Source organism: Streptomyces sp. NPDC050528, from assembly GCF_044457795.1.
Classification (GTDB): Bacteria; Actinomycetota; Actinomycetes; order Streptomycetales; family Streptomycetaceae; genus Streptomyces.
On sequence record NZ_JBITHH010000008.1, the window covers coordinates 125,237 to 143,547 of the forward strand.

Annotated in this window: 20 protein-coding genes; 10 read left to right on the forward strand and 10 right to left on the reverse strand. The window is 69.9% G+C overall.

The window, feature by feature from the left end:
- Positions 1-85 precede the first annotated feature (85 nt).
- Positions 86-658: a TIGR04222 domain-containing membrane protein gene (locus ACIBK4_RS27235; protein WP_398998492.1), complete on the reverse strand. Its 573-nt coding sequence runs from the start codon at positions 656-658 to the stop codon at positions 86-88.
- A gap of 117 nt (positions 659-775) precedes the next feature.
- Positions 776-1,027, reverse strand: coding sequence for a hypothetical protein (locus ACIBK4_RS27240; RefSeq protein ID WP_398998494.1), 252 nt, complete (start codon positions 1,025-1,027; stop codon positions 776-778).
- Positions 1,028-1,102: 75 nt separating this feature from the next.
- Here ACIBK4_RS27240 and ACIBK4_RS27245 point away from each other — a divergent pair, with 75 nt between their 5' ends.
- Entirely contained in the window at positions 1,103-2,287 is a 1,185-nt protein-coding gene (locus ACIBK4_RS27245; RefSeq protein ID WP_398998496.1) for a Shedu anti-phage system protein SduA domain-containing protein, read from the forward strand.
- Between the two features lie 294 nt (positions 2,288-2,581).
- Here ACIBK4_RS27245 and ACIBK4_RS27250 read toward each other — a convergent pair whose 3' ends face one another.
- From ACIBK4_RS27250 to ACIBK4_RS27260, 3 genes are all read right to left on the reverse strand, one after another.
- Positions 2,582-4,045 carry a catalase gene (locus ACIBK4_RS27250; RefSeq protein WP_398998498.1) on the reverse strand — a complete coding sequence of 488 codons (1,464 nt, stop codon included), beginning with the start codon at positions 4,043-4,045 and terminating at the stop codon, positions 2,582-2,584.
- Between the two features lie 147 nt (positions 4,046-4,192).
- Positions 4,193-5,083, reverse strand: coding sequence for a 2-hydroxy-3-oxopropionate reductase (locus ACIBK4_RS27255; RefSeq protein WP_365307203.1), 891 nt, complete (start codon positions 5,081-5,083; stop codon positions 4,193-4,195).
- A gap of 12 nt (positions 5,084-5,095) precedes the next feature.
- On the reverse strand, positions 5,096-5,953 hold the full coding sequence (locus tag ACIBK4_RS27260; RefSeq protein WP_398998501.1) for a TIM barrel protein: 858 nt from the start codon (positions 5,951-5,953) through the stop codon (positions 5,096-5,098).
- A gap of 171 nt (positions 5,954-6,124) precedes the next feature.
- Here ACIBK4_RS27260 and ACIBK4_RS27265 point away from each other — a divergent pair, with 171 nt between their 5' ends.
- From ACIBK4_RS27265 to ACIBK4_RS27295, 7 genes are all read left to right on the forward strand, one after another.
- The gene (locus ACIBK4_RS27265) at positions 6,125-6,376 is read left to right on the forward strand and encodes a hypothetical protein (protein ID WP_398998503.1); all 252 of its coding nucleotides are present in this window, start codon (positions 6,125-6,127) and stop codon (positions 6,374-6,376) included.
- Positions 6,373-6,741 (forward strand): helix-turn-helix domain-containing protein, encoded by a 369-nt coding sequence (locus tag ACIBK4_RS27270; protein ID WP_033279482.1) that lies wholly within the window; start codon positions 6,373-6,375, stop codon positions 6,739-6,741. The genes ACIBK4_RS27265 and ACIBK4_RS27270 overlap by 4 nt, the downstream gene beginning before the upstream one ends.
- Before the next feature lie 123 nt (positions 6,742-6,864).
- The gene (gene uraD / locus ACIBK4_RS27275; protein ID WP_398998505.1) at positions 6,865-7,383 is read left to right on the forward strand and encodes a 2-oxo-4-hydroxy-4-carboxy-5-ureidoimidazoline decarboxylase; all 519 of its coding nucleotides are present in this window, start codon (positions 6,865-6,867) and stop codon (positions 7,381-7,383) included.
- Positions 7,380-7,778 carry a hydroxyisourate hydrolase gene (gene uraH, locus ACIBK4_RS27280; RefSeq protein ID WP_398998507.1) on the forward strand — a complete coding sequence of 133 codons (399 nt, stop codon included), beginning with the start codon at positions 7,380-7,382 and terminating at the stop codon, positions 7,776-7,778. Before uraD ends, uraH begins: the two co-directional genes overlap by 4 nt.
- 5 nt (positions 7,779-7,783) lie before the next feature.
- Positions 7,784-8,707 carry a factor-independent urate hydroxylase gene (pucL, locus tag ACIBK4_RS27285; protein WP_398998509.1) on the forward strand — a complete coding sequence of 308 codons (924 nt, stop codon included), beginning with the start codon at positions 7,784-7,786 and terminating at the stop codon, positions 8,705-8,707.
- Between the two features lie 134 nt (positions 8,708-8,841).
- Complete coding sequence (locus ACIBK4_RS27290; RefSeq protein ID WP_398998511.1) at positions 8,842-10,221, forward strand: 8-oxoguanine deaminase; 1,380 nt, start codon at positions 8,842-8,844, stop codon at positions 10,219-10,221.
- 317 nt (positions 10,222-10,538) lie between these two features.
- Positions 10,539-11,864, forward strand: a complete 1,326-nt coding sequence (locus ACIBK4_RS27295; RefSeq protein ID WP_398999206.1) for a nucleobase:cation symporter-2 family protein — start codon at positions 10,539-10,541, stop codon at positions 11,862-11,864.
- On the opposite strand, the gene ACIBK4_RS27300 is transcribed toward ACIBK4_RS27295, so the two are convergent.
- Both ACIBK4_RS27300 and ACIBK4_RS27305 read right to left on the reverse strand, forming a co-directional pair.
- Positions 11,849-12,667 carry a chitosanase gene (locus ACIBK4_RS27300; protein ID WP_398998513.1) on the reverse strand — a complete coding sequence of 273 codons (819 nt, stop codon included), beginning with the start codon at positions 12,665-12,667 and terminating at the stop codon, positions 11,849-11,851. The two genes, ACIBK4_RS27295 and ACIBK4_RS27300, sit on opposite strands and share 16 nt — an antisense overlap.
- Positions 12,668-12,898: 231 nt before the next feature.
- A complete protein-coding gene (locus ACIBK4_RS27305; RefSeq protein WP_398998515.1) occupies positions 12,899-13,702 on the reverse strand; it encodes a helix-turn-helix domain-containing protein in 804 nt (267 codons plus the stop codon).
- A 96-nt stretch (positions 13,703-13,798) separates the two neighbouring features.
- Between ACIBK4_RS27305 and ACIBK4_RS27310 the strand changes: the two genes are divergently transcribed.
- On the forward strand, positions 13,799-14,653 hold the full coding sequence (locus tag ACIBK4_RS27310) for an SDR family oxidoreductase (RefSeq protein WP_398998517.1): 855 nt from the start codon (positions 13,799-13,801) through the stop codon (positions 14,651-14,653).
- A 472-nt stretch (positions 14,654-15,125) separates the two neighbouring features.
- On the opposite strand, the gene ACIBK4_RS27315 is transcribed toward ACIBK4_RS27310, so the two are convergent.
- Positions 15,126-16,586, reverse strand: a complete 1,461-nt coding sequence (locus tag ACIBK4_RS27315) for an MFS transporter (protein ID WP_398998519.1) — start codon at positions 16,584-16,586, stop codon at positions 15,126-15,128.
- A 102-nt stretch (positions 16,587-16,688) separates the two neighbouring features.
- On the opposite strand from ACIBK4_RS27315, the gene ACIBK4_RS27320 reads away from it, so the two are divergent.
- On the forward strand, positions 16,689-17,090 hold the full coding sequence (locus tag ACIBK4_RS27320; RefSeq protein WP_398998521.1) for a winged helix-turn-helix transcriptional regulator: 402 nt from the start codon (positions 16,689-16,691) through the stop codon (positions 17,088-17,090).
- Between the two features lie 17 nt (positions 17,091-17,107).
- On the opposite strand, the gene ACIBK4_RS27325 is transcribed toward ACIBK4_RS27320, so the two are convergent.
- Together ACIBK4_RS27325 and ACIBK4_RS27330 are read right to left on the reverse strand one after the other, a co-directional pair.
- On the reverse strand, positions 17,108-17,530 hold the full coding sequence (locus ACIBK4_RS27325; protein ID WP_398998523.1) for an acyl-CoA thioesterase: 423 nt from the start codon (positions 17,528-17,530) through the stop codon (positions 17,108-17,110).
- Positions 17,531-17,605: 75 nt separating this feature from the next.
- On the reverse strand, positions 17,606-18,262 hold the full coding sequence (locus tag ACIBK4_RS27330) for a hypothetical protein (RefSeq protein WP_398998525.1): 657 nt from the start codon (positions 18,260-18,262) through the stop codon (positions 17,606-17,608).
- Positions 18,263-18,311: the final 49 nt, after the last annotated feature.

Genomic DNA, 18,311 nt, shown 5'->3' on the forward strand with positions numbered 1-18,311 from the left:
GGCTGTGTCGATGTGCGGCTCCGCCGCGTGGGCGCGACCAGCCACATACGACCCGCACTCCGCAACGAAGAGTCCCAGGCAGGACCTACCCGGCCCCGCAAGTGAACCCACCTCCCGACCCTCCACCCCAGGCCCGCGGCAACCCCTCGTCCGCGACCCCACCCCGCCCGATCAACCCCGCCTCCCCAGCAAAACGCGACACAAGCGAGCCCAACGCCTTGTCCCCGTACAGGGCAACCGAAAGCAGAATGTCATCCGACGGCACCCCCTCCCGCCCCGCAGGGAAAGGGTGTTGGGCACGCAGGGACTTCAACAGCACGCGCGCAGCGCGGGTACGCCGAGGCGGAATCCTGCGCAGCAACCCCGCCGCCACAAGATCCCCACGCAACTCGCCGAGCGCCTCACTCACACCCCGCCGACCGAGTAACTCCCGCATACCCGCCGGACGGTAGAGCGCGGAGTGCACAGCCTTCGTGAGCCGAGGAAGCGTCCCCGCCCCCGCAGCCACCCCCGACGTCCGCACCGTCCCGGGCCGCCACACCCGCACTTCACCCCGCAGATGCAGGGCAACCACCGCCACCGTCACGGCCGCACGAGAACCGCCCCGCAGCAGCGCGACCTCGTGAGGCTGGAGCCGGATCGTCGGATCACCGCTCATGGCACCCCCTGATACGAGGCCCGCCGCCCCCGTGCCGGCGGGCCTCGTGCGACGAATGTGCCCGCGTCCAGGGGTGGTTGAAGCCTCGCGAAGAGGGTTCAGAGGTTTATTTGAGGTTCACTGATCGCGCTGCTCGCCATGGTGTTCCGACAACCCCGGCCAGTCCTCCGGCCCACCACCCTGCCACTCGATCAGATCGCTCTCCTCGACCTCGATCCGATCCAGGTCGGCGAGACGCAGGATCTCGACGACGTCATCGAGATGGGACGCGATACCGAGGGTCTCGTCGCCGGTGGTGACCCGACGGGAGCCGTCTATAGCCGGCGCGTGCACCACAACGCGCGGGAACTCCGGTGGGGGAGGTGTCATGCCTCCAGAGTCCTGCGGAACGGGTGGCTGCGCACGTCGGCGGCGCTGTCAGACCTGGCCGACACAATGCGCCGTATGACAGTGAGAAGCGACATGGCGCTTGAGTGGCACCTTCGTGACGTGGTGGCGAAGGAGGCGGTCGACGAGACAGTGAAGGCCGCTGTGGACGCGGTCTTCGAGCACCTGCACGGGGGACGGAGCAGCAAGCGACGAGGCGGTAGGGAGCTGGTTCGGCTTCTGGAGGAGGCGCGGGGTGCCGCGGTGGCCGCCGGGGAGTGGCAGATCGTACGGCTCGTGCAGGACACCATCGAGTACGCCGAGGGGCGCATCCTGCGGTACGACTTCGAGGACCGGTACCGGTTATTCGGGGACGGGCGGCGGAGAGAGCGAAACGCGGGCTTCATCGGTCGCACGATGAAGGCGATGCATCAGTGGCTGGTCGAGAGCGGCAGGGAGTTCCTGGTGGAACATCCTGAGGCCGGTATCGAGGAGTTCCTGGAGCATTTCCGGTCGCAAGGCGAGGACGCGCTCTTCGTGCAGGCTCCCGTGGACCGCCCCGGGCGCTATGTGCTCCCGCGCGGGCAGGCGGAAATCGGGCTCTGGCTGGAGCGGATCATCCGCAGTGGCCGTGTCGACGTCGAAGACCCGGCGGCCGAGGCTCGCAAGATCATGACATCGCCCGAGGCGTTGCTCGTTCGGGTCGCACAGTTGGAGCGGAGGGCTGCCGGGCTCAAGGCGCTGCGTGCCGTCGTCGAGGATCCCTGCGCGGAGGAGTCCGACCTGCAGCAGGCCATGGCGGGGCAGCACTGGATCTTCGGCGGCCGTTTCGTCGGCGAGGCCGTACATCGTCGGTTGGTGCCCGGTGACGAGGTGGACATCCCTTTGATACGGGGCGACGGCGCCTTGCACGTCGTGGAGCTGAAACGGTCCATGAGCCTGGCCGGACCACTGGTCAAGCGGTATCGCAACGCCTGGGTCCCGGCCGGCGCGGTGCACGATGCCTTCGGGCAGGTCGCCAACTACCTCACGGGACTGGACGAGCATCGTCATCGGATCCGGCAGGAGTTCGGCATCGAGACCCGCCGAGCCGGCGCCCTCGTCCTGGTCGGCCACCCCGCGCTGCATCCGGAGGTGCCGGAGGAGGAGATCAACGAGGCGCTGCGGACGTTCAATTCGCACATCACCAGGGTCGAGGTACTGACGTACAAGGAACTCCTGGACAACGCCGAACGCTCCCTCGCCGGGGAGAACCCGGTGTAGGGAGCGTGGCGCGTGGTGGCCGTCCGGCGGCGCGAGGCTGGGCGTGACAGGACATTCGCGCTGCCGGACGGAGTCTGTGGGAGGGGGAGAGTTCCCCGGGGAGTCCTCTGAGAAGCCTTCGGCTGGGACCGCGGCGGTTGCGACGGGACCGGGGCTTCTTCCCTCAGGTCGAGAAGTAGCGCCTGGAACCTTCACCACCGCACTGGCTCGCATTCCGCCGCGGTCCTGGCCCTGCCCGCGTCGTGCCGGTGACCACCCCTCATCCGGGTCGTCCGGCACACACGGGCCGTCTGTTCAGTCCTCGCGCAGGGCGTGGACCGCTTCCTCCACGCGTCGGCCGTACTCCGGGTCGGCGGCGTGGAAGTGGGTGAGGTTCTTCTCGATCACGTCGTCGCGGGAGACCTGGGACAGGCCGCCGGCGATGTTCGCGACGAGGCGGGAGCGCTCCTCGGGGGACATCAGGCGGTACAGCTCGCCCGCCTGGTGGAAGTCGTCGTCCTTGGTGTGCTGCGGGGCCTCGTGCGTGCCCGTGTAGCCGGTGACCGCCAGCGGGGCGGACAGCGCGCGGCCGGTCTCGGTCGGGCCGTCGTAGGAGTTCGGCTCGTAGTTCTTCGCCGCGCGGCCTTGGGAGTTGGCGTTGGACGCCATGAGGCCGTCCCGGCCGTAGTTCTGCGCGGTCGTCGCCTTCGGGGCGTTCACCGCGAGCAGGGTGTGGTTGACGCCCAGGCGGTAACGGTGCGCGTCCGCGTAGGCGAACAGGCGGCCCTGGAGCATCTTGTCGGGCGAAGGGCCGATGCCCGGCACGAAGTTGTTCGGGGAGAACGCGGCCTGCTCGACCTCGGCGAACACGTTGTCCGGGTTGCGGTCCAGGACCAGGCGGCCCACGCGCTGGAGCGGGTAGTCCCGGTGCGGCCACACCTTCGTGAGGTCGAACGGGTTGAAGCGGTACTCCGCCGCGTCCGCCGCCGGCATGATCTGGACGTGCAGGGTCCAGGACGGATTCACGCCCCGCTCGATGGCCTGAAGCAGGTCCGTCTGGTGGGAGTTGGGGTTCTTGCCCGCCAGTTCCGCCGCCTGGTCGGAGGACAGGCTGCGCACGCCCTGGTTGGTCTTGAAGTGGTACTTGACGAAGAACGCCTCGCCCGCCGCGTTCGTCCACTGATAGGTGTGCGAGCCGTAGCCGTTCATGTGGCGGTACGACGCCGGGATGCCGCGGTCGCCCATCAGCCAGGTCACCTGGTGCGTGGCCTCGGGGCTGTGCGCCCAGAAGTCCCATACGTTGTCCGGCTCTTGACGGCCCGTGAAGGGGTCGCGCTTCTGCGAGTGGATGAAGTCCGGGAACTTTATGGGGTCCTTGATGAAGAACACCGGGGTGTTGTTCCCGACGAGGTCGTAATTCCCCTGCTCCGTATAGAACTTGACCGCGAAGCCGCGCGGGTCGCGCACCGCGTCCGCGCCGCCGAGCGAGTCGGCGACTGTGGAGAAGCGCAGGAACAGCTCGGTGCGCTTGCCGACGCTGCTCAGGAAGTCGGCGTGGGTGAAGCCGGTGACGTCGTCGGTGACCTCGAAGTAGCCGTACGCACCGGAGCCCCGGGCGTGCACCACGCGCTCCGGGATGCGCTCGCGGTTGAACCGGGCGAGCTTCTCCAGCAGATGCTGGTCCTGGAGGAGGAGCGGGCCGCCGATGCCGGCGGAGGCGGAGTTCTGGTTGTCGGCGACCGGGGCGCCGGACTCGGTCGTGAGCACGCGCTTCGACATGGAGAGCAATCCTCAACACTTTGTTGAACTGGTGGGCATGGTTCCGGGCGGCGCCAACGCCTGGGCGCGACAGGACAGTTGTCAGCGAAGGCGCCGCCCGGAAGCTTTTTACGGTCCTTGGACCCGGGGGCTTTTACGGTCCTTGGATCAGAGCTGTGCGCCCGACAGGCGCTCCACGGCCCGCAGCAGCGCCGAGTGGTCGAGACCGCCGTCGCCCTGGGCGCGCAGCGACGCGACGAGTTGGGCCACCACGGCACCGACGGGCAGCGCCGCGCCGACGTTGCGGGCCGCGTCCGTGACGATGCCCATGTCCTTGTGGTGCAGGTCGATCCGGAAGCCCGGCTTGAAGTCGCGGTTCAGGAAGTTGTCCTTCTTCCGCGTCAGCACGGTGGAGCCCGCGAGCCCGCCGTTGAGCACGTCGAGCGCCGCTGCGAGGTCCACGCCCGACTTCTCCAGGAAGACCACGGCCTCGGCGCACGCCTGGATGTTCACGGCGACGATCAGCTGGTTCGCGGCCTTCACGGTCTGACCCGAGCCGTGCGGACCGCACAGCACGATGGTCCGGCCGAGCGCGTCGAAGATCGGCTCGGCCTCCTCGAAGTCGGACTGTCCGCCGCCGACCATGATGGACAGCACGGCCTCGATCGCCCCGGCCTCACCGCCGGAGACGGGGGCGTCCAGTACCCGAATTCCCTTGTCCACGGCGGCCTTTGCCAGGTCGACCGAGGTCTGCGGGGTGATGGACGACATGTCGATGAGGAGGGTGCCGGCGCGGGCGTTCTCCAGGATGCCGTCCGGGCCGTAGGCGATGGCCTCGACCTGCGGGGACGCCGGGACCATCGTGATCACCACGTCGGCGTCCCGTACGGCCTCGGCGATCGAGCCGGCAGCGGTGCCGCCGGCGGCGGTCAGGCGGTCCAACTTGTCCTGTTCCAGGGTGAATCCGGTGACGTCGTAACCCGCCTTGATCAGGTTCTCGGACATGGGGGAGCCCATGATGCCGAGGCCTATCCAGGCGACCTTGGGGAGCTTGCTCATGCGGGTGCCTCTCTAACTGCTCAGCGAAGTCGGGGGAGTTCGGCGCGCGTCGCGCGGGAGCCAGTCGAAGGCCTCGGCGCTCGGGCGGTCGCCGGGCTTGTACTCCAGGCCCACCCAGCCGTCGTAACCGGCCTTCCTCAACTGGTCGAGGAGTTCCTCCAGTTGGAGCGTGCCGGTGCCGGGGGCGCCGCGGCCCGGGTTGTCCGCGATCTGCACATGGCCGGTCTTCGCGGCGAACTGCTCGATCACGGACGGGAGTTCCTCGCCGTTCATGGACAGGTGGTACAGGTCCATGAGGAAACGCGCGTTGCCGAGACCGGACGCGGCGTTCACCTTGTCGACGACTCCCACGGCGGCGGGCGCGCTGACGAGCGGGTACAGCGGCGACTCGGGCTTGTTCAGCGCCTCGATCAGCAGGACCGCGCCGATCCGGTCGGCGGCCCGGGCCGCGAGGACCAGGTTCTCCAGCGCGAGCGCGTCCTGCTCGGCCGGGTCGACGCCTGCGACGCGGTTGCCGTAGAGCGCGTTGAGGGCCGTGGCGCCGAGGGAGTGGGCGAAGTCGGCGGCCACGTCGATGTTCGCGCGGAACCGCTCCGACTCCTCGCCGGGGACCGACAGGGCGCCGCGGTCCGGGCCCGGGAGCTGACCGGCGTAGAAGTTCAGGCCGGTGAGCTGGACGCCCGCGTCCTCCAACGCCCGCTTGAGCGCGTCGAGTTGGGACTGGTCGGGGGTGGGGGAGTCGACCCAGGGCCACCACAGCTCGACCGCGCCGAAGCCGGCCGCGGCGGCGGCCGCGGGGCGCTCCAGGAGCGGGAGTTCGGTGAAGAGGATCGACAGGTTGACGTTGAAGCGCTGGTCTGCGAATCCCATGAGCCGCTGCGCTCCCTTCCGTGGTTTGTAATTCCGTATTACGGAAGTTTGTTTCTGCTTAACGGAAGACTGCCGTCGAGTGTCGATGCTTGTCAAGGGGGTGGCCGGGGGCGGGAGCCCAGGTCGCCGACGGCCCACCCGAAAACTGCCCGCGCGCGTTAGGTTGTGCCCGTGCGATTGCGAGTGGAGTTCACGACAGAGCCCTTCGACCTCGACGAGGCGCCCGCGCATGCGCTGGTGGCCAGGGAGGTCATCGAGGCTGCGGAGCTGGACGCCGTGGACGTCGGGCCGTTCGGCAACACGGCCGAGGGCCGGACCGACGCGGTGCTCACCGCCCTCGACGCGCTGCTGCGCAGGACCCTGGAAGCCGGCGCCACCCGGATCTCGCTCCAGCTCAACGTGATCGACGAGGGCGACCGGTGACCGGCATCGGCGACGAGCCGTTCATCACGGCCGTAAAGCCGCTGGTCGACGCCATGGGCGGCGAGATGCTCCCGCCCGACGAGGCCGGCCCCGACGACGTCGTGCTCGCCTGGGAGGGCGCCGACGTGGTCGCCGTACGGCTGCCGCAGCTCGCGGACTCGCTGGATCACATCCTGGCCGCCATGGAACGCAAGAAGGGCAAGCCCCTCGCGGACCTGGACCGCAAGGCCAAGCAGGAGGTCGTACGGATACTGGAGGCGCGCGGCGCCTTCTCGGTACGGCACGGCGTCGAGACCGTGGCGAGCGCCCTCGGGGTCAGCCGGTTCACCGTGTACAACTACCTGAACCGGGAGAAAGACGCCTGACAAGGCTCTTCGAGGGGCTCCGCGGGCTTTGTTACCCGGAATTTTCAACAAAGTGTTGACGTGGTGTTCCGCGGGGCGTTAGCTACTGGGCAGCCCGTTCAGCACAAGGCCACGGAGGCCCCCGTGACTTCGACTTCCATGACGCCGGGGCTCGTCCGGTTCAATGCTCTGGAGGAGCACGCGGCGTTCGCCGCGCTCCTTGAGGCGTGTGCCTCCACGGCGTGGGCGCGGCGGCTGCTCGCCGCCCGTCCGTACGCCGGTCCCGAGGAGCTGTACGCCGCGAGCGACTCCGCGATGGCGGAGCTGACCGCCGACGACCTGGCCGAGGCGATGGCCGGTCACCCGCCGATCGGCCGGCCCAAGCCCGGCGACCCCGCCTCCGCCCGCGAACAGCGCGGCATGGCGGGCGCCTCCGAGGACCTCAAGTCGGAGATGCTCGAACTGAACCTCGCGTACCAGGAGAGGTTCGGCCATGTCTTCCTGATCTGCGCCACCGGCCGGACCGGCGAGCAGATGCGTGACGCGGTCAAGGAACGGATCGGCAACGCGCCGGAGCGGGAACGCGAGATCGTCCGCACCGAGTTGGGCAAGATCAACCGCATCCGGCTCGCCCGCATCGTCGAAGAGGAAGCCCGCGCATGAGCACCAGCACCACCGCCTCGGTGTCCACGCACATCCTGGACACCAGCGTCGGCCGCCCCGCCGAGGGCGTCGCCGTCCAACTCGCCGCCCGCAGCGGCCCGTTGGCGGAGTGGCAGCCGCTCGGAGGTTCCGCCACCGACGCGGACGGCCGGTGCAAGGACCTGCCCGCGCTGCCGGAGGGCACCACACACGTACGGCTCGACTTCGCCGTGGAGCCGTATTTCGAGAAGAAGCAAGCCGATGCGCAGCAGGACGCCCCCGCGAATCGGGACAGCGGTGCGAGCGGAGTGTTCTTTCCGGAGGTGGCGATCACCTTCGCCGTGAAGCCCGGCGAGCACTACCACGTACCGCTGCTGCTCAACCCGTTCGGCTACTCCGTATACCGAGGGAGCTAGCAGACATGCCCACGATTCTGGGACAGAACCAGTACGGCAAGGCCGAGAACCGAGTCGTCAAGATCACGCGGGACGGCGCCACCCACCACATCAAGGACCTCAACGTCTCCGTGTCGCTGAGCGGCGACATGGACGAGGTCCACTACTCCGGCTCGAACGCCAACGTGCTGCCGACCGACACCACCAAGAACACGGTGTACGCGTTCGCCAAGGAGCACGGCATCGAGTCCGCCGAGCAGTTCGGCATCCACCTCGCCCGGCACTTCGTGACCAGCCAGGAGCCGATCAAGACCGCGCGCATCCGCATCGAGGAGTACTCCTGGGAGCGGATCGACACCTCCGACGCCAACTCCCAGTTCATCGGCGCCGACGAGGTCAAGCACTCCTTCGTCCGCAAGGGCCAGGAGACCCGGGTCACCCAGATCACCTACGACGGGGAGTCGTGGGAGGTCATATCCGGGCTCAAGGACCTCGTCGTGATGAACTCGACCAACTCCGAGTTCTGGGGCTACGTCAAGGACAAGTACACGACCCTCCCCGAGGCCTACGACCGCATCCTCGCCACCCAGGTCTCCGCCCGCTGGCGCTTCAACTGGTCCGACGACGAGCAGAAGATGCCCAGTTGGGAGAAGTCCTACGAGCAGGTGCGCAAGCACATGCTCCAGGCGTTCGCCGAGACGTACTCGCTGTCGCTCCAGCAGACCCTGTACCAAATGGGTTCGCGGATCATCAACAACCGCAGCGAGATAGACGAGGTCCGCTTCTCCCTCCCCAACAAGCACCATTTCCTTGTGGACTTGGAGCCGTTCGGGCTGAAGAACGACAACGAGGTGTACTTCGCCGCCGATCGTCCTTATGGGCTGATCGAGGCGACCGTCCTGCGGGACGGCTGCGAGCCGAAGATACCGGTGGATCTCACCAACCTCTGAGCAACTCCCCTTGAACCGGCGCCCGTTGGGCCGGTTCACCTGCGGCACCCGTGGCCCGCCCGTCCCGAGCGGGCCGCGGTACTCAAATCCCCGGGTCCTGCCGTGCCCATTCCATACAGCGAATAGGACGAACCATGGCAGCAGTTCAGCGCATCGTCATCGAGAACTGTTCGATCGCGACGGTGGACGCCCACGACACCGAGTACGCCAATGGCTACATCGTCGTCGCCGGCAACCGGATCGAGTCCCTCGGCGCGGGCCGCGCCCCCGAGGGCCTGGAGAACGTCGTACGCCGTATCGACGCGTCGGGCCATCTGGTGACCCCCGGCCTGGTCAACACCCACCACCACTTCTACCAGTGGATCACCCGGGGCCTGGCCACCGACCACAACCTCTTCAACTGGCTCGTCGCGCTGTACCCGACCTGGGCGCGCATCGACGAGCAGATGGTCCGCGCCGCCGCGCAGGGTTCCCTCGCGATGATGGCGCGCGGCGGTGTGACCACCGCGATGGACCACCACTACGTCTTTCCGCAGGGCTCCGGCGACCTCTCCGGCGCGATCATCGGCGCCGCCCGCGAGATGGGCGTCCGCTTCACGCTGGCCCGGGGCTCCATGGACCGCAGCGAGAAGGACGGCGGGCTGCCCCCGGACTTCGCCGTCGAGACCCTGGAGGGCGCCCTCGCCGCGACCGAGGCGACCGTACGGGAGCACCACGACGCCTCCTTCGACGCGATGACCCAGGTGGCCGTGGCTCCCTGCTCACCGTTCTCCGTCTCGACCGAACTGCTCAAGCAGGGCGCCGAGTTGGCGCGCCGGCTCGGGGTGCGGCTGCACACGCACGGCTCGGAGACGGTCGAGGAGGAGCAGTTCTGCAAGGAACTGTTCGGCATGGGCCCGACCGACTACTTCGAGTCCACCGGCTGGCTCGGCGAGGACGTGTGGATGGCGCACTGCGTCCACATGAACGACTCCGACATCGCCGCGTTCGCCCGCACGAAGACCGGTGTCGCCCACTGTCCTTCCTCCAACGCCCGCCTCGCGGCCGGGATCGCGCGCGTCCCCGACATGCTCGCCGCCGGCGTCCCGGTCGGGCTCGGCGTCGACGGCACCGCGTCCAACGAGTCCGGCGAACTCCACACCGAACTGCGCAACGCCCTCCTCATCAACCGCCTCGGTGCCCACCGCGAGGCCGCCCTCAACGCCCGCCAGGCGCTGCGCCTCGGTACCTACGGCGGCGCCCAAGTCCTGGGCCGCGCAAGGGAGATCGGCTCCCTGGAGCCGGGCAAGCTCGCCGACCTCGTGCTGTGGAACCTGGACACGCTGGCCCACGCCTCGATCGCCGACCCGGTGACCGCGCTGGTCTTCGGTGCCGCGGCGCCCGTCACCGCCTCGTTCGTGAACGGCCGTCAGATCGTCGAGTCCGGCCGCCTGTTGCACGTCGACGAGGACGCGATCGCCCGCTCCACGCGGGACGAGGCCCGGCGCCTGGCGCGCGTCGCCGCGCAGAGCTGAGCCGACGGCGACGACCACGGCCGGCGTGAATCGCCGTACCGGGTCGCCCAGTTGAAGATCTCCGGTCGAGGGGGACGGCCCTCGTCCGGTGGCCGTGGCCGGGGCGTGCATGGACATGTGCGCCCCGGAACGGCCCTACTACGCCCCTTCGTTGGGTTCCGTCCCGGTCCCGCACGACCGCGCACCACCTCCTGAAACCCACGTCAGAGCCGACGTGTTACCCGCCCGGAGGAGCCGCCGTGACCACCCGACCCGAGGCCCGAGCCGTAGCCGAGCCCGTCGTCCATCCCGTCGACGAGAAACTCCCCGCCCTCAAGATGGCCACCACGGGCCTGCAGCACGTGGCCGCCATGTACGCGGGAGTCGTCGCCCCGCCGCTGATCGTCGGCGCGGCCGTCGGCCTCTCCGGCACCCAACTCACCTTCCTCACCGGCGCCTGCCTCTTCACCGCGGGCCTCGCGACCTTCCTCCAGACGCTCGGCATCTGGAAGATCGGCGCTCGGCTGCCCTTCGTCAACGGCGTCACCTTCGCCGGAGTCGCCCCGATGACCGCGATCGTCGCCTCCACCAAGGACAAGTCCGACGCGCTGCCGGTCATCTTCGGCGCGGTGATCGTCGCCGGCCTCCTCGGCTTCCTCGCCGCGCCCTTCTTCAGCAAGGCGGTGCGCTTCTTCCCGCCGGTCGTCACGGGCACCGTCATCACGCTGATAGGCGTGTCCCTGCTGCCCGTTGCCTTCGGCTGGGCGCAGGGACCGGACCCCTCGGCACACGACTACGGTTCGCGGACGTACCTCGGCCTGGCGGCGGCGACGCTCGTCATCGTCCTGGTCCTCCGGCGCTTCACCCGCGGCTTCGTCAAGCAAATAGCCGTCCTGCTGGGCCTGTTGATCGGCACGCTCCTCGCGATCCCGTTCGGGGCAACGGACTTCAGCCCCGTCGCGGACGCCGACGTGATCGGTTTCCCGAGCCCGTTCCACTTCGGCGCACCGCAGTTCCAGCTCGCCGCGATCATCTCGATGTGCGTGGTCATGGTGGTCTCGATGACCGAATCCACCGCGGACATGCTGGCGTTGGGCGAGATCGTCGACCGCCCCGCCGACGAACGGACCATCGCCGCCGGCCTCCGCGCCGACACCCTCGGTTCGGCGCTCAGCCCCCTCTTCAACGGCTTCATGTGCAGCGCCTTCGCCCAGAACATCGGCCTGGTCGCCATGACCCGCATCCGCAGCCGGTACGTCGTCGCCACCGGCGGCGGCTTCCTGGTGCTGATGGGCCTGTGCCCGATGGCCGCGTCGCTCATCGCCGTCGTACCGCGCCCGGTCCTGGGCGGAGCGGGCGTCGTCCTGTTCGGCTCGGTCGCCGCGAGCGGCATCCAGACCCTGGTCAAGGCGGGTCTGGAGCGGGACGAGAACATCCTGATCGTGGCGGTCTCGCTGGCCGTCGGGATCATCCCGATCACGGCGCCGGACTTCTACCACGCGTTCCCGCAGACCGTACGGATCGTCCTCGACTCGGGCATCTCCACGGGCTGCGTGGCCGCGGTGGCGCTGAACCTGGTCTTCAACCACCTCGGCCACGCCCGCACACAGGCCGGGGGTACGACCGGGGCGGCCGTACCCCTCGCCCGTCAGCCGATCTCGTAACTGTCCCCGTACACCTGCCACTTGAGCGGCGGATCCAGGTCGAGGTTGCCCTTCTTCAGGAACACCCGCTGTGCCGTCTCGACCCGGGTCACGTCGCTGTGCGCCTCCTCCTGCTTCATCGCCCAGACGCGGGCGTCGAGGAAGGCGTTGAGATACGTCGTCTCGTTGCCGCCGTCGGTGGGAGTGGCCGCGTGTCTGCGGGCCCGGGCGCGGATACCGCCGAAGCAGAGCGGGTCCGTGCCCGGGCCGTGCATGACCATCGCGTCGTAGTAGACGAACTGCCCGAGCGTGCCGACCCCGTCCTTCTTGGCGCGCGCCACGGCCGGATCGAAGTAACCGCGGTCCCGCTCGTCGCGCTGCGCCTGCCGGAACGCGGCGGACGTGTGCGCGGCCTTCCGCCAGGCGGAGGGGAAGCCGGGGGCCAACCCCTTGTGTGATGCAGTGCCGTTGACGGCGCGCAGCGCGGGCAGGTACCCGGCAAGCACATTGCCCGGGGCCCGCTTCGTGTACAGCTCGACGAGCGCGAGCATGTCGCTCGTACCGGAGCAGAACCCGATGATCCCGCCGGTGTAACCGCGCCCGTCGCCGATGTCCTCGATGTACGCGTACTGCGCCTCCCAGTCCAGGGAGGAGTTCTCCGCGCTCGACACCAGCCGCATCGCGATGTCCTTCTTCGCCGGGGCGTCGAGCCCCGCCGCACCGGTCGTCGCCGCGTCGGCGGACGGCCACTGGCTCGCGATCGCCGCCGTACCGAGGGCTGCGAGCAGGGTGCGGCGGGCGGCTTTTCTTCGGAAGATCGGCACGTGGGTCTCCAAGGCGGGCGCGGTACACGGCAACGGTGAAAGGCAGCCGAGAATCGCGCGTGAACTTGGGAGAGTTGTGGGGTGGTGTTAGCAGGTCGCTGTGAATTCCCGTGCCACGCCGTGAGGTTGACGAACGGCTCGGCCTCCTCGCGCCGGAGCCGGTCACGATGGAAAGTCGGACACCCCGCACGCCGCACGCCGCACGCGGGCCTCCGCACCCAACATTCCGCCTCAGCCCCGCCGGACCATCTGGCACGGCATGGCGTCCGGCAGTCGTCCCGTGAAGTACGACCGGGGCGGCACGCCCATCAGGGCGCGGAAGTCGGAGGTCATGTGGGACTGGTCGTAGTAGCCGGTGACGGTGGCGAGTTGGGCCCAGGAGAGTTCGGCCGCGTGGGCCAGTACGGCGCGGACGCGGTTGATGCGGGCGTAGTGCTTGGGGGAGAGGCCGACGCCCTCGGCGAACAGGTTCCGCAACTGCCGCTCGCTGACGGCGAGTTCGCGGGCCACGGTGGGCACCGGACCGGGAAGGCGGCCGGTGCGGATCGACATCGCGGCCACGCCGGCGCGGACGAGTTCCGTGCGGGAAGCGTCCGCCACGGCGGTGAGCCGGGCGGGGATCACCGCCGCGAGGTGGGCCGTGGTCGACTCGGGGTCGGGGTCCAACCGGACCAGTTCGGCGGCGAGTTGACGCGGTTTCTCGCCCGGCAGGTCGCCCAGGAACACCGCCCGGCCGACGAGGTCGACGGCCGGGACGCCCAGCAGGGGCAGCGTGGTGCCCGGCGCCAGCCGTACCTCCACGCACGACACGAGGGGCTTGCCCGCGTGGTACGTGGCCCGGACGCGCGGCCCGACGACGAGAACACTCCGCCGTCCGTCGCCCTCGACCCGCACGACCACCTTCGTGTCCGCGTCCGGGAGATGGACGAACGGCTCCTTCCGCACGGCGTCGAGCCGCAGCGCGCCGACACGCGTGATCCAGGGGCGCAGTTCGTCGGGCAGGTCCACGACCCGCTCGGACAGGGCTTTCGTCACCCCTCCACGGTAAGCGCGCCACCGCGCCGAACCCCGCCCCCGAACGTGCCGGAATCTCCTAGAACCCGGGCCGCTTCCCCGCCCACTGTGGTGACCATGATCCTCGTGACGGGTGCTACGGGCACCATCGGCAGTGAAGTCGTACGACAACTCGCGGCGCGCGGTGAGAAGGTGCGCGCCCTGACTCGGGACCCCGCAAAGGCGCAGGTTCCGGAGGGAGTTGGGACAGCGCGGGGCCACCACGCCGACCGGGCCTCGGTGGAGGCGGCGATGACCGGCGCCGAAGTCGCGTTCCTGGTCGGGGTGTTCGGACCGGACGACGCAGAGCACGACCGGGGTCTCGTCGAGGCGGCACGGGCGGCGGGCGTACGCCGGATCGTCAAGCTCTCCGGCATCGGCGCCGGCGACCCCGCCGTCGGACCGGTCGGCACCTGGCACGTACCCGGTGAACAGGCCGTGCGGGACAGCGAGTTGGAGTGGACGATCCTGCGCCCCTCGGCCTTCGCCTCCAACACGCTGGGCTGGGCGGCATCCGTACGTTCGGGAAACCCGATTCCGAACACGAGCGGCGACGGCGGCCAAGGGGTCGTCGATCCGCGTGATGTGTCGGAGGTGGCGGTGGCGGCCCTGCTCGACCCGGGCCACTCGGGACGGACATACACGCTGACCGGCCCCGAGGTACTCAGCGTCCCGGACCAGGCCGCCGCCCTCGCCGAGATCCTCGGGCGCCCGGTCGAAGTACGTGACCTGTCTTCGGCCGAGGCACGCGAGTATCTGCTGGGGTTGGGGTTCAGCGACACGTTCATCGATGCATCGGAGATCAGCAGGGAGTTCGTCCGGGACGGCGGCAACGAGGTCGTCACGGGGGATGTACGGGAGGTGTTGGGGCGGTCGGCACGGACTTATCGGGAGTGGGTCCAGGACCACCGGGCGGTGTTCGGGGAAGGGTGATCCGGGCGGGGGTGAGGGGTGGGGGCGTGCGGGCTGATCTGGGTGGGGGGCTTACGGCGTGCGGGCCTGAGGCTCGGGCCGGGGGTGCGGTGTGCCGGCGTGAGGGTCGGGCCGGGTGTGCGGTGTGCCGGCGTGAGCGGTGGCGCGGGCGCGGGGCGGGGGCGTGCGACCGATCCGAGTAGGGGTCGAGCCGGGTGTGCGGTGTGCCGGCGCGGGCGCGGGGCGGAGGCGTGCGACCGATCCGGGTGGCGCTGGGAGTCGGACGGAGCGTGCGGCGTGCTGGCGTGAGCGGTGGCGCGGGGTGCGGGCGCGGGCCCAAGCGGCCGTGGGGCTGCCAGCCTGGCTCCCGGTCCCGCCGGTGCGGATGCCGGCTCCGCTCCTGCTCCCGGCCGTGAGGCTGCCAGCCCGGCTCCCGATCCCGTCGGCGGGGCTGCCGGCTCCGTTCCTGCTACCAGCCCCACCCGCAGGGCTGTCAGCCCTGCTCCCGCCCCCGCTCCCTCCCCGATCGCAGCACCGCCGCAGCCAGCACCAGCGCCGCTGCAGCGATCAACGCCCCGGTCCGAAACGCCAGTTGATACCCCTCCGCAGTCGCCGGAATAAACTCCGCACCCCGGGCGAGCAGTCCGTCGGTCCGTCCCGCCGCCAGTGTCGACAGCACCGCCAGCCCCAGCGAACCACCCACCACCTGCGTGGTGTTGAAGAGCCCGGAGGCCAGGCCCGCGTCCTCCTCCCGTGCCCCCGACATCGCGAGCCCGGTCAGCGCGGGCATCGCGGCGGCGAATCCGGCGGCCAGCAGGAGCAGCGGAGGCAGGACGTCCGTGACGTAGGAGCCGTCGGCGGGGGCGCGGCTCAGCAGGGCCATCCCGGCGATGATGAGGACCAGCCCGGCGAGCAGGACCCGGTACGGGCCGAAGCGGCCGATGGTCCGTGCCGACAGGCCCAGCATCAGGACCCCGACCGCGATCGGCGCCGGCAGGAACGCCGTACCGGTGAGCAACTCGCCGAAGCCCAGCACCCGTTGGACGTACAACGCACCGATGAACTGGAAGCCGAACATCGTGCCGATCATCAGGATCTGCACGGCGTTCGCCCCCGTCAGCATCCGGGAGCGGAACAGGCGGAGGCGGAGCAGTGGGCGCGCGGCCCGCGCCTGGCGGACGGTGAACGCCGCGAAGAGGGCCAGGGCGAGGGCGGCCAGCAGGAGCGTGCTGGTGAGGGGGCGGTCGCCGGTGCCGATGATGACGTACACCGTGAGCATCAGCGCGCCGGTGACCAGCGCGGCTCCCGGATAGTCGGCGCCCTTGCCGAGACCGGCGCCCTGTTCCGGGGCGAGGACGCGGACGGCCGCGAACCACGCCACGATCCCGATCGGCAGGTTGATCAGGAAGATCCAGTGCCAGTTCAGAGCCTGGGTCAGCGCCCCGCCGAGGAACGTGCCGAGCGCACCCCCACCGGCACCGACCGCGCTGAACACCGCGATGGCGCGGGCCTGTTCACGCGGTTCGGGGAAGAGGGCGACCAGCATCCCGAGGACGACCGCCGAGGCCATCGCCCCGCCGACGCCCTGCACGGCCCGGGCCGCGATCAGCATGCCCTGGCTCGTCGCGACCCCGCACAGCACGGACGCCGCGGTGAACACGGCGAGCCCCGCCGTGAACATCCGCTTGCGGCCCACCAGATCGCCCAACCGGCCGACGAGGAGGAGCAGTCCGCCGAACGGGATCATGTAGGCGTTCACGACCCAGGCCAGCCCCGGCCCCGTAAAACCGAGGTCGTTCTGGATCGCCGGCATGGCGACGGTGACGATATTGCCGTCGAGGATCGTCATCAACGTCCCCGCGCACAGGACGACGAGGGACGCCCAGCGGGAGTACGTTCGGGGCGACGGACGCGTCCGTGATGTCTTCGACTCGGACCCGGTGAGTGCCGTCATGGCGGCCTGACCTCCGTGAATATCCATAGGAACCATAGGTGCACGACTTGTAACGGGGTCCATCGTGCGGAACCATGGAGGGCGTCGTAAGGAGGCACTTGGATGTCCCAAGGGAACACCGGTGTTACCGCCCAGGTCGTGAACGCGCACGCCTGTCCGGTGCGTGAAGTTCTTGACAGGGTCTCGGGCAAATGGAGCGTGCAGATCCTGGTCGCGGCGGCCCACGGACCCATCCGCTTCACCGAGTTGGAGCGCAGCATCGAGGGCATCAGCCGCCGCATGCTGACCCTCACCCTGCGCAACCTGGAGCGCGACGGACTCGTCACCCGCACCGTGCACGCGACGGTGCCGCCGAAGGTCGAGTACGAACTCACCCCGGTGGCGCGGGAGTTGCACGAGACCCTGCTCCGGCTGACGGACTGGGCGGAGCGGAACCGGCACTACATCGCCGACGCCCGCGCGGCCTACGACACGGAGCACCGGCCGGAGTTGACCGACGCGTAGGCCGTCCCGCCCGGGGCTCAGAGGCCGAACAGACCCGGCTCGGTGGTCAACTTCCTGAAGAACTCCTGCGGTTGAGCGACCAGCCGGCGCTCCTTGAGGTCCAGCAGCCCGCCGACCGACGCGGCCTCGGCGGAGACCGTGCCGTCCGCCTTGGCTATCGTCTGGAGGACCCGGAACGTCTTGCCCTCGCCCCACTCGAAGGCGCACGTCACCGCGACGTCCTCGCCCGCGCGCAGCTCGCGGAGATAGCGGATGGTCGTCTCCAGGACGACCGGCGCGACCCCCTGGGCGAGCAACTCGGCCTGGCCCACGCCCGCGGCCTGCAACAGTGCCCAGCGGGCATGCTCCGCGTACTGCAGATACACGCTCTGATTGAGGTGCCCCAGGCTGTCGGTCTCGTATCCGCGGACGGTCACCGGGACGGAAAACGGCTCGCTCACTGCGTTCCCTTCTCGCACTGACGGACGATCTGACCGACCGATCTTGGCATGCCCATCAGGTCCGGTCAGGTCCGTTCACGTCCGTCGCGGCGAGGCAAGAAGATAACTCGCCCCCGTTCGCGGCTCCTTGTGCTCGCTCACCTGCCAGCCCGCCCGCTCCAGCGTCCCCGCACAGGCGCGCAGCGCCTCGCCGTCCGGGTCGCGCACGGCGACGGCCTCGGGCTGCGGGGTCACCCGCACCCGGTAGCCCTCCGCGTCCCGCCCGGCGGGCCGGTGCCCGGCCGCCTCCAGGGCGAGCGCGGCGGCCTGCACGAGATGCGTCCGCTCCCAGCCGCACGGCCGCTCCACGGAACCGTCCGGATTGGTCATCCGGCGCAGCTCCAGCAGCCCCTGCCAGGCGCTGTGCACCTCACGCGTCCGGGCCGGACCGGTGTCGGCCGTCGTCTCCTCGCCGCCGATCCGGGCGGCGAACACCCCGGTGGTCGTGGTGGAGTCGGAGGTCGCCCTGGCTTCGGCAGCGGCGGCGGCAGGCTCAGTGACCTCCGGATCTGACTCCCGTATTCGATGCCCCGCCGGCGTCAGAAAGTGGTCGTGCGGCGGACGCGGATGCCGGAACGCCAGCCCCCGCTTCACCAGCGCGGCGAGCTGCGACTCCGTACCCCGCAGCCGCCCGGTGACGGGATCGGCGGCGTCGATGACACGCCGTTGCGCGGCGGTCGGCGGTCGTGTCACGGCGTGCTCCTTCCCGTCCGGCGGTCTGCCTTCGGACGCCCCCGCGTCC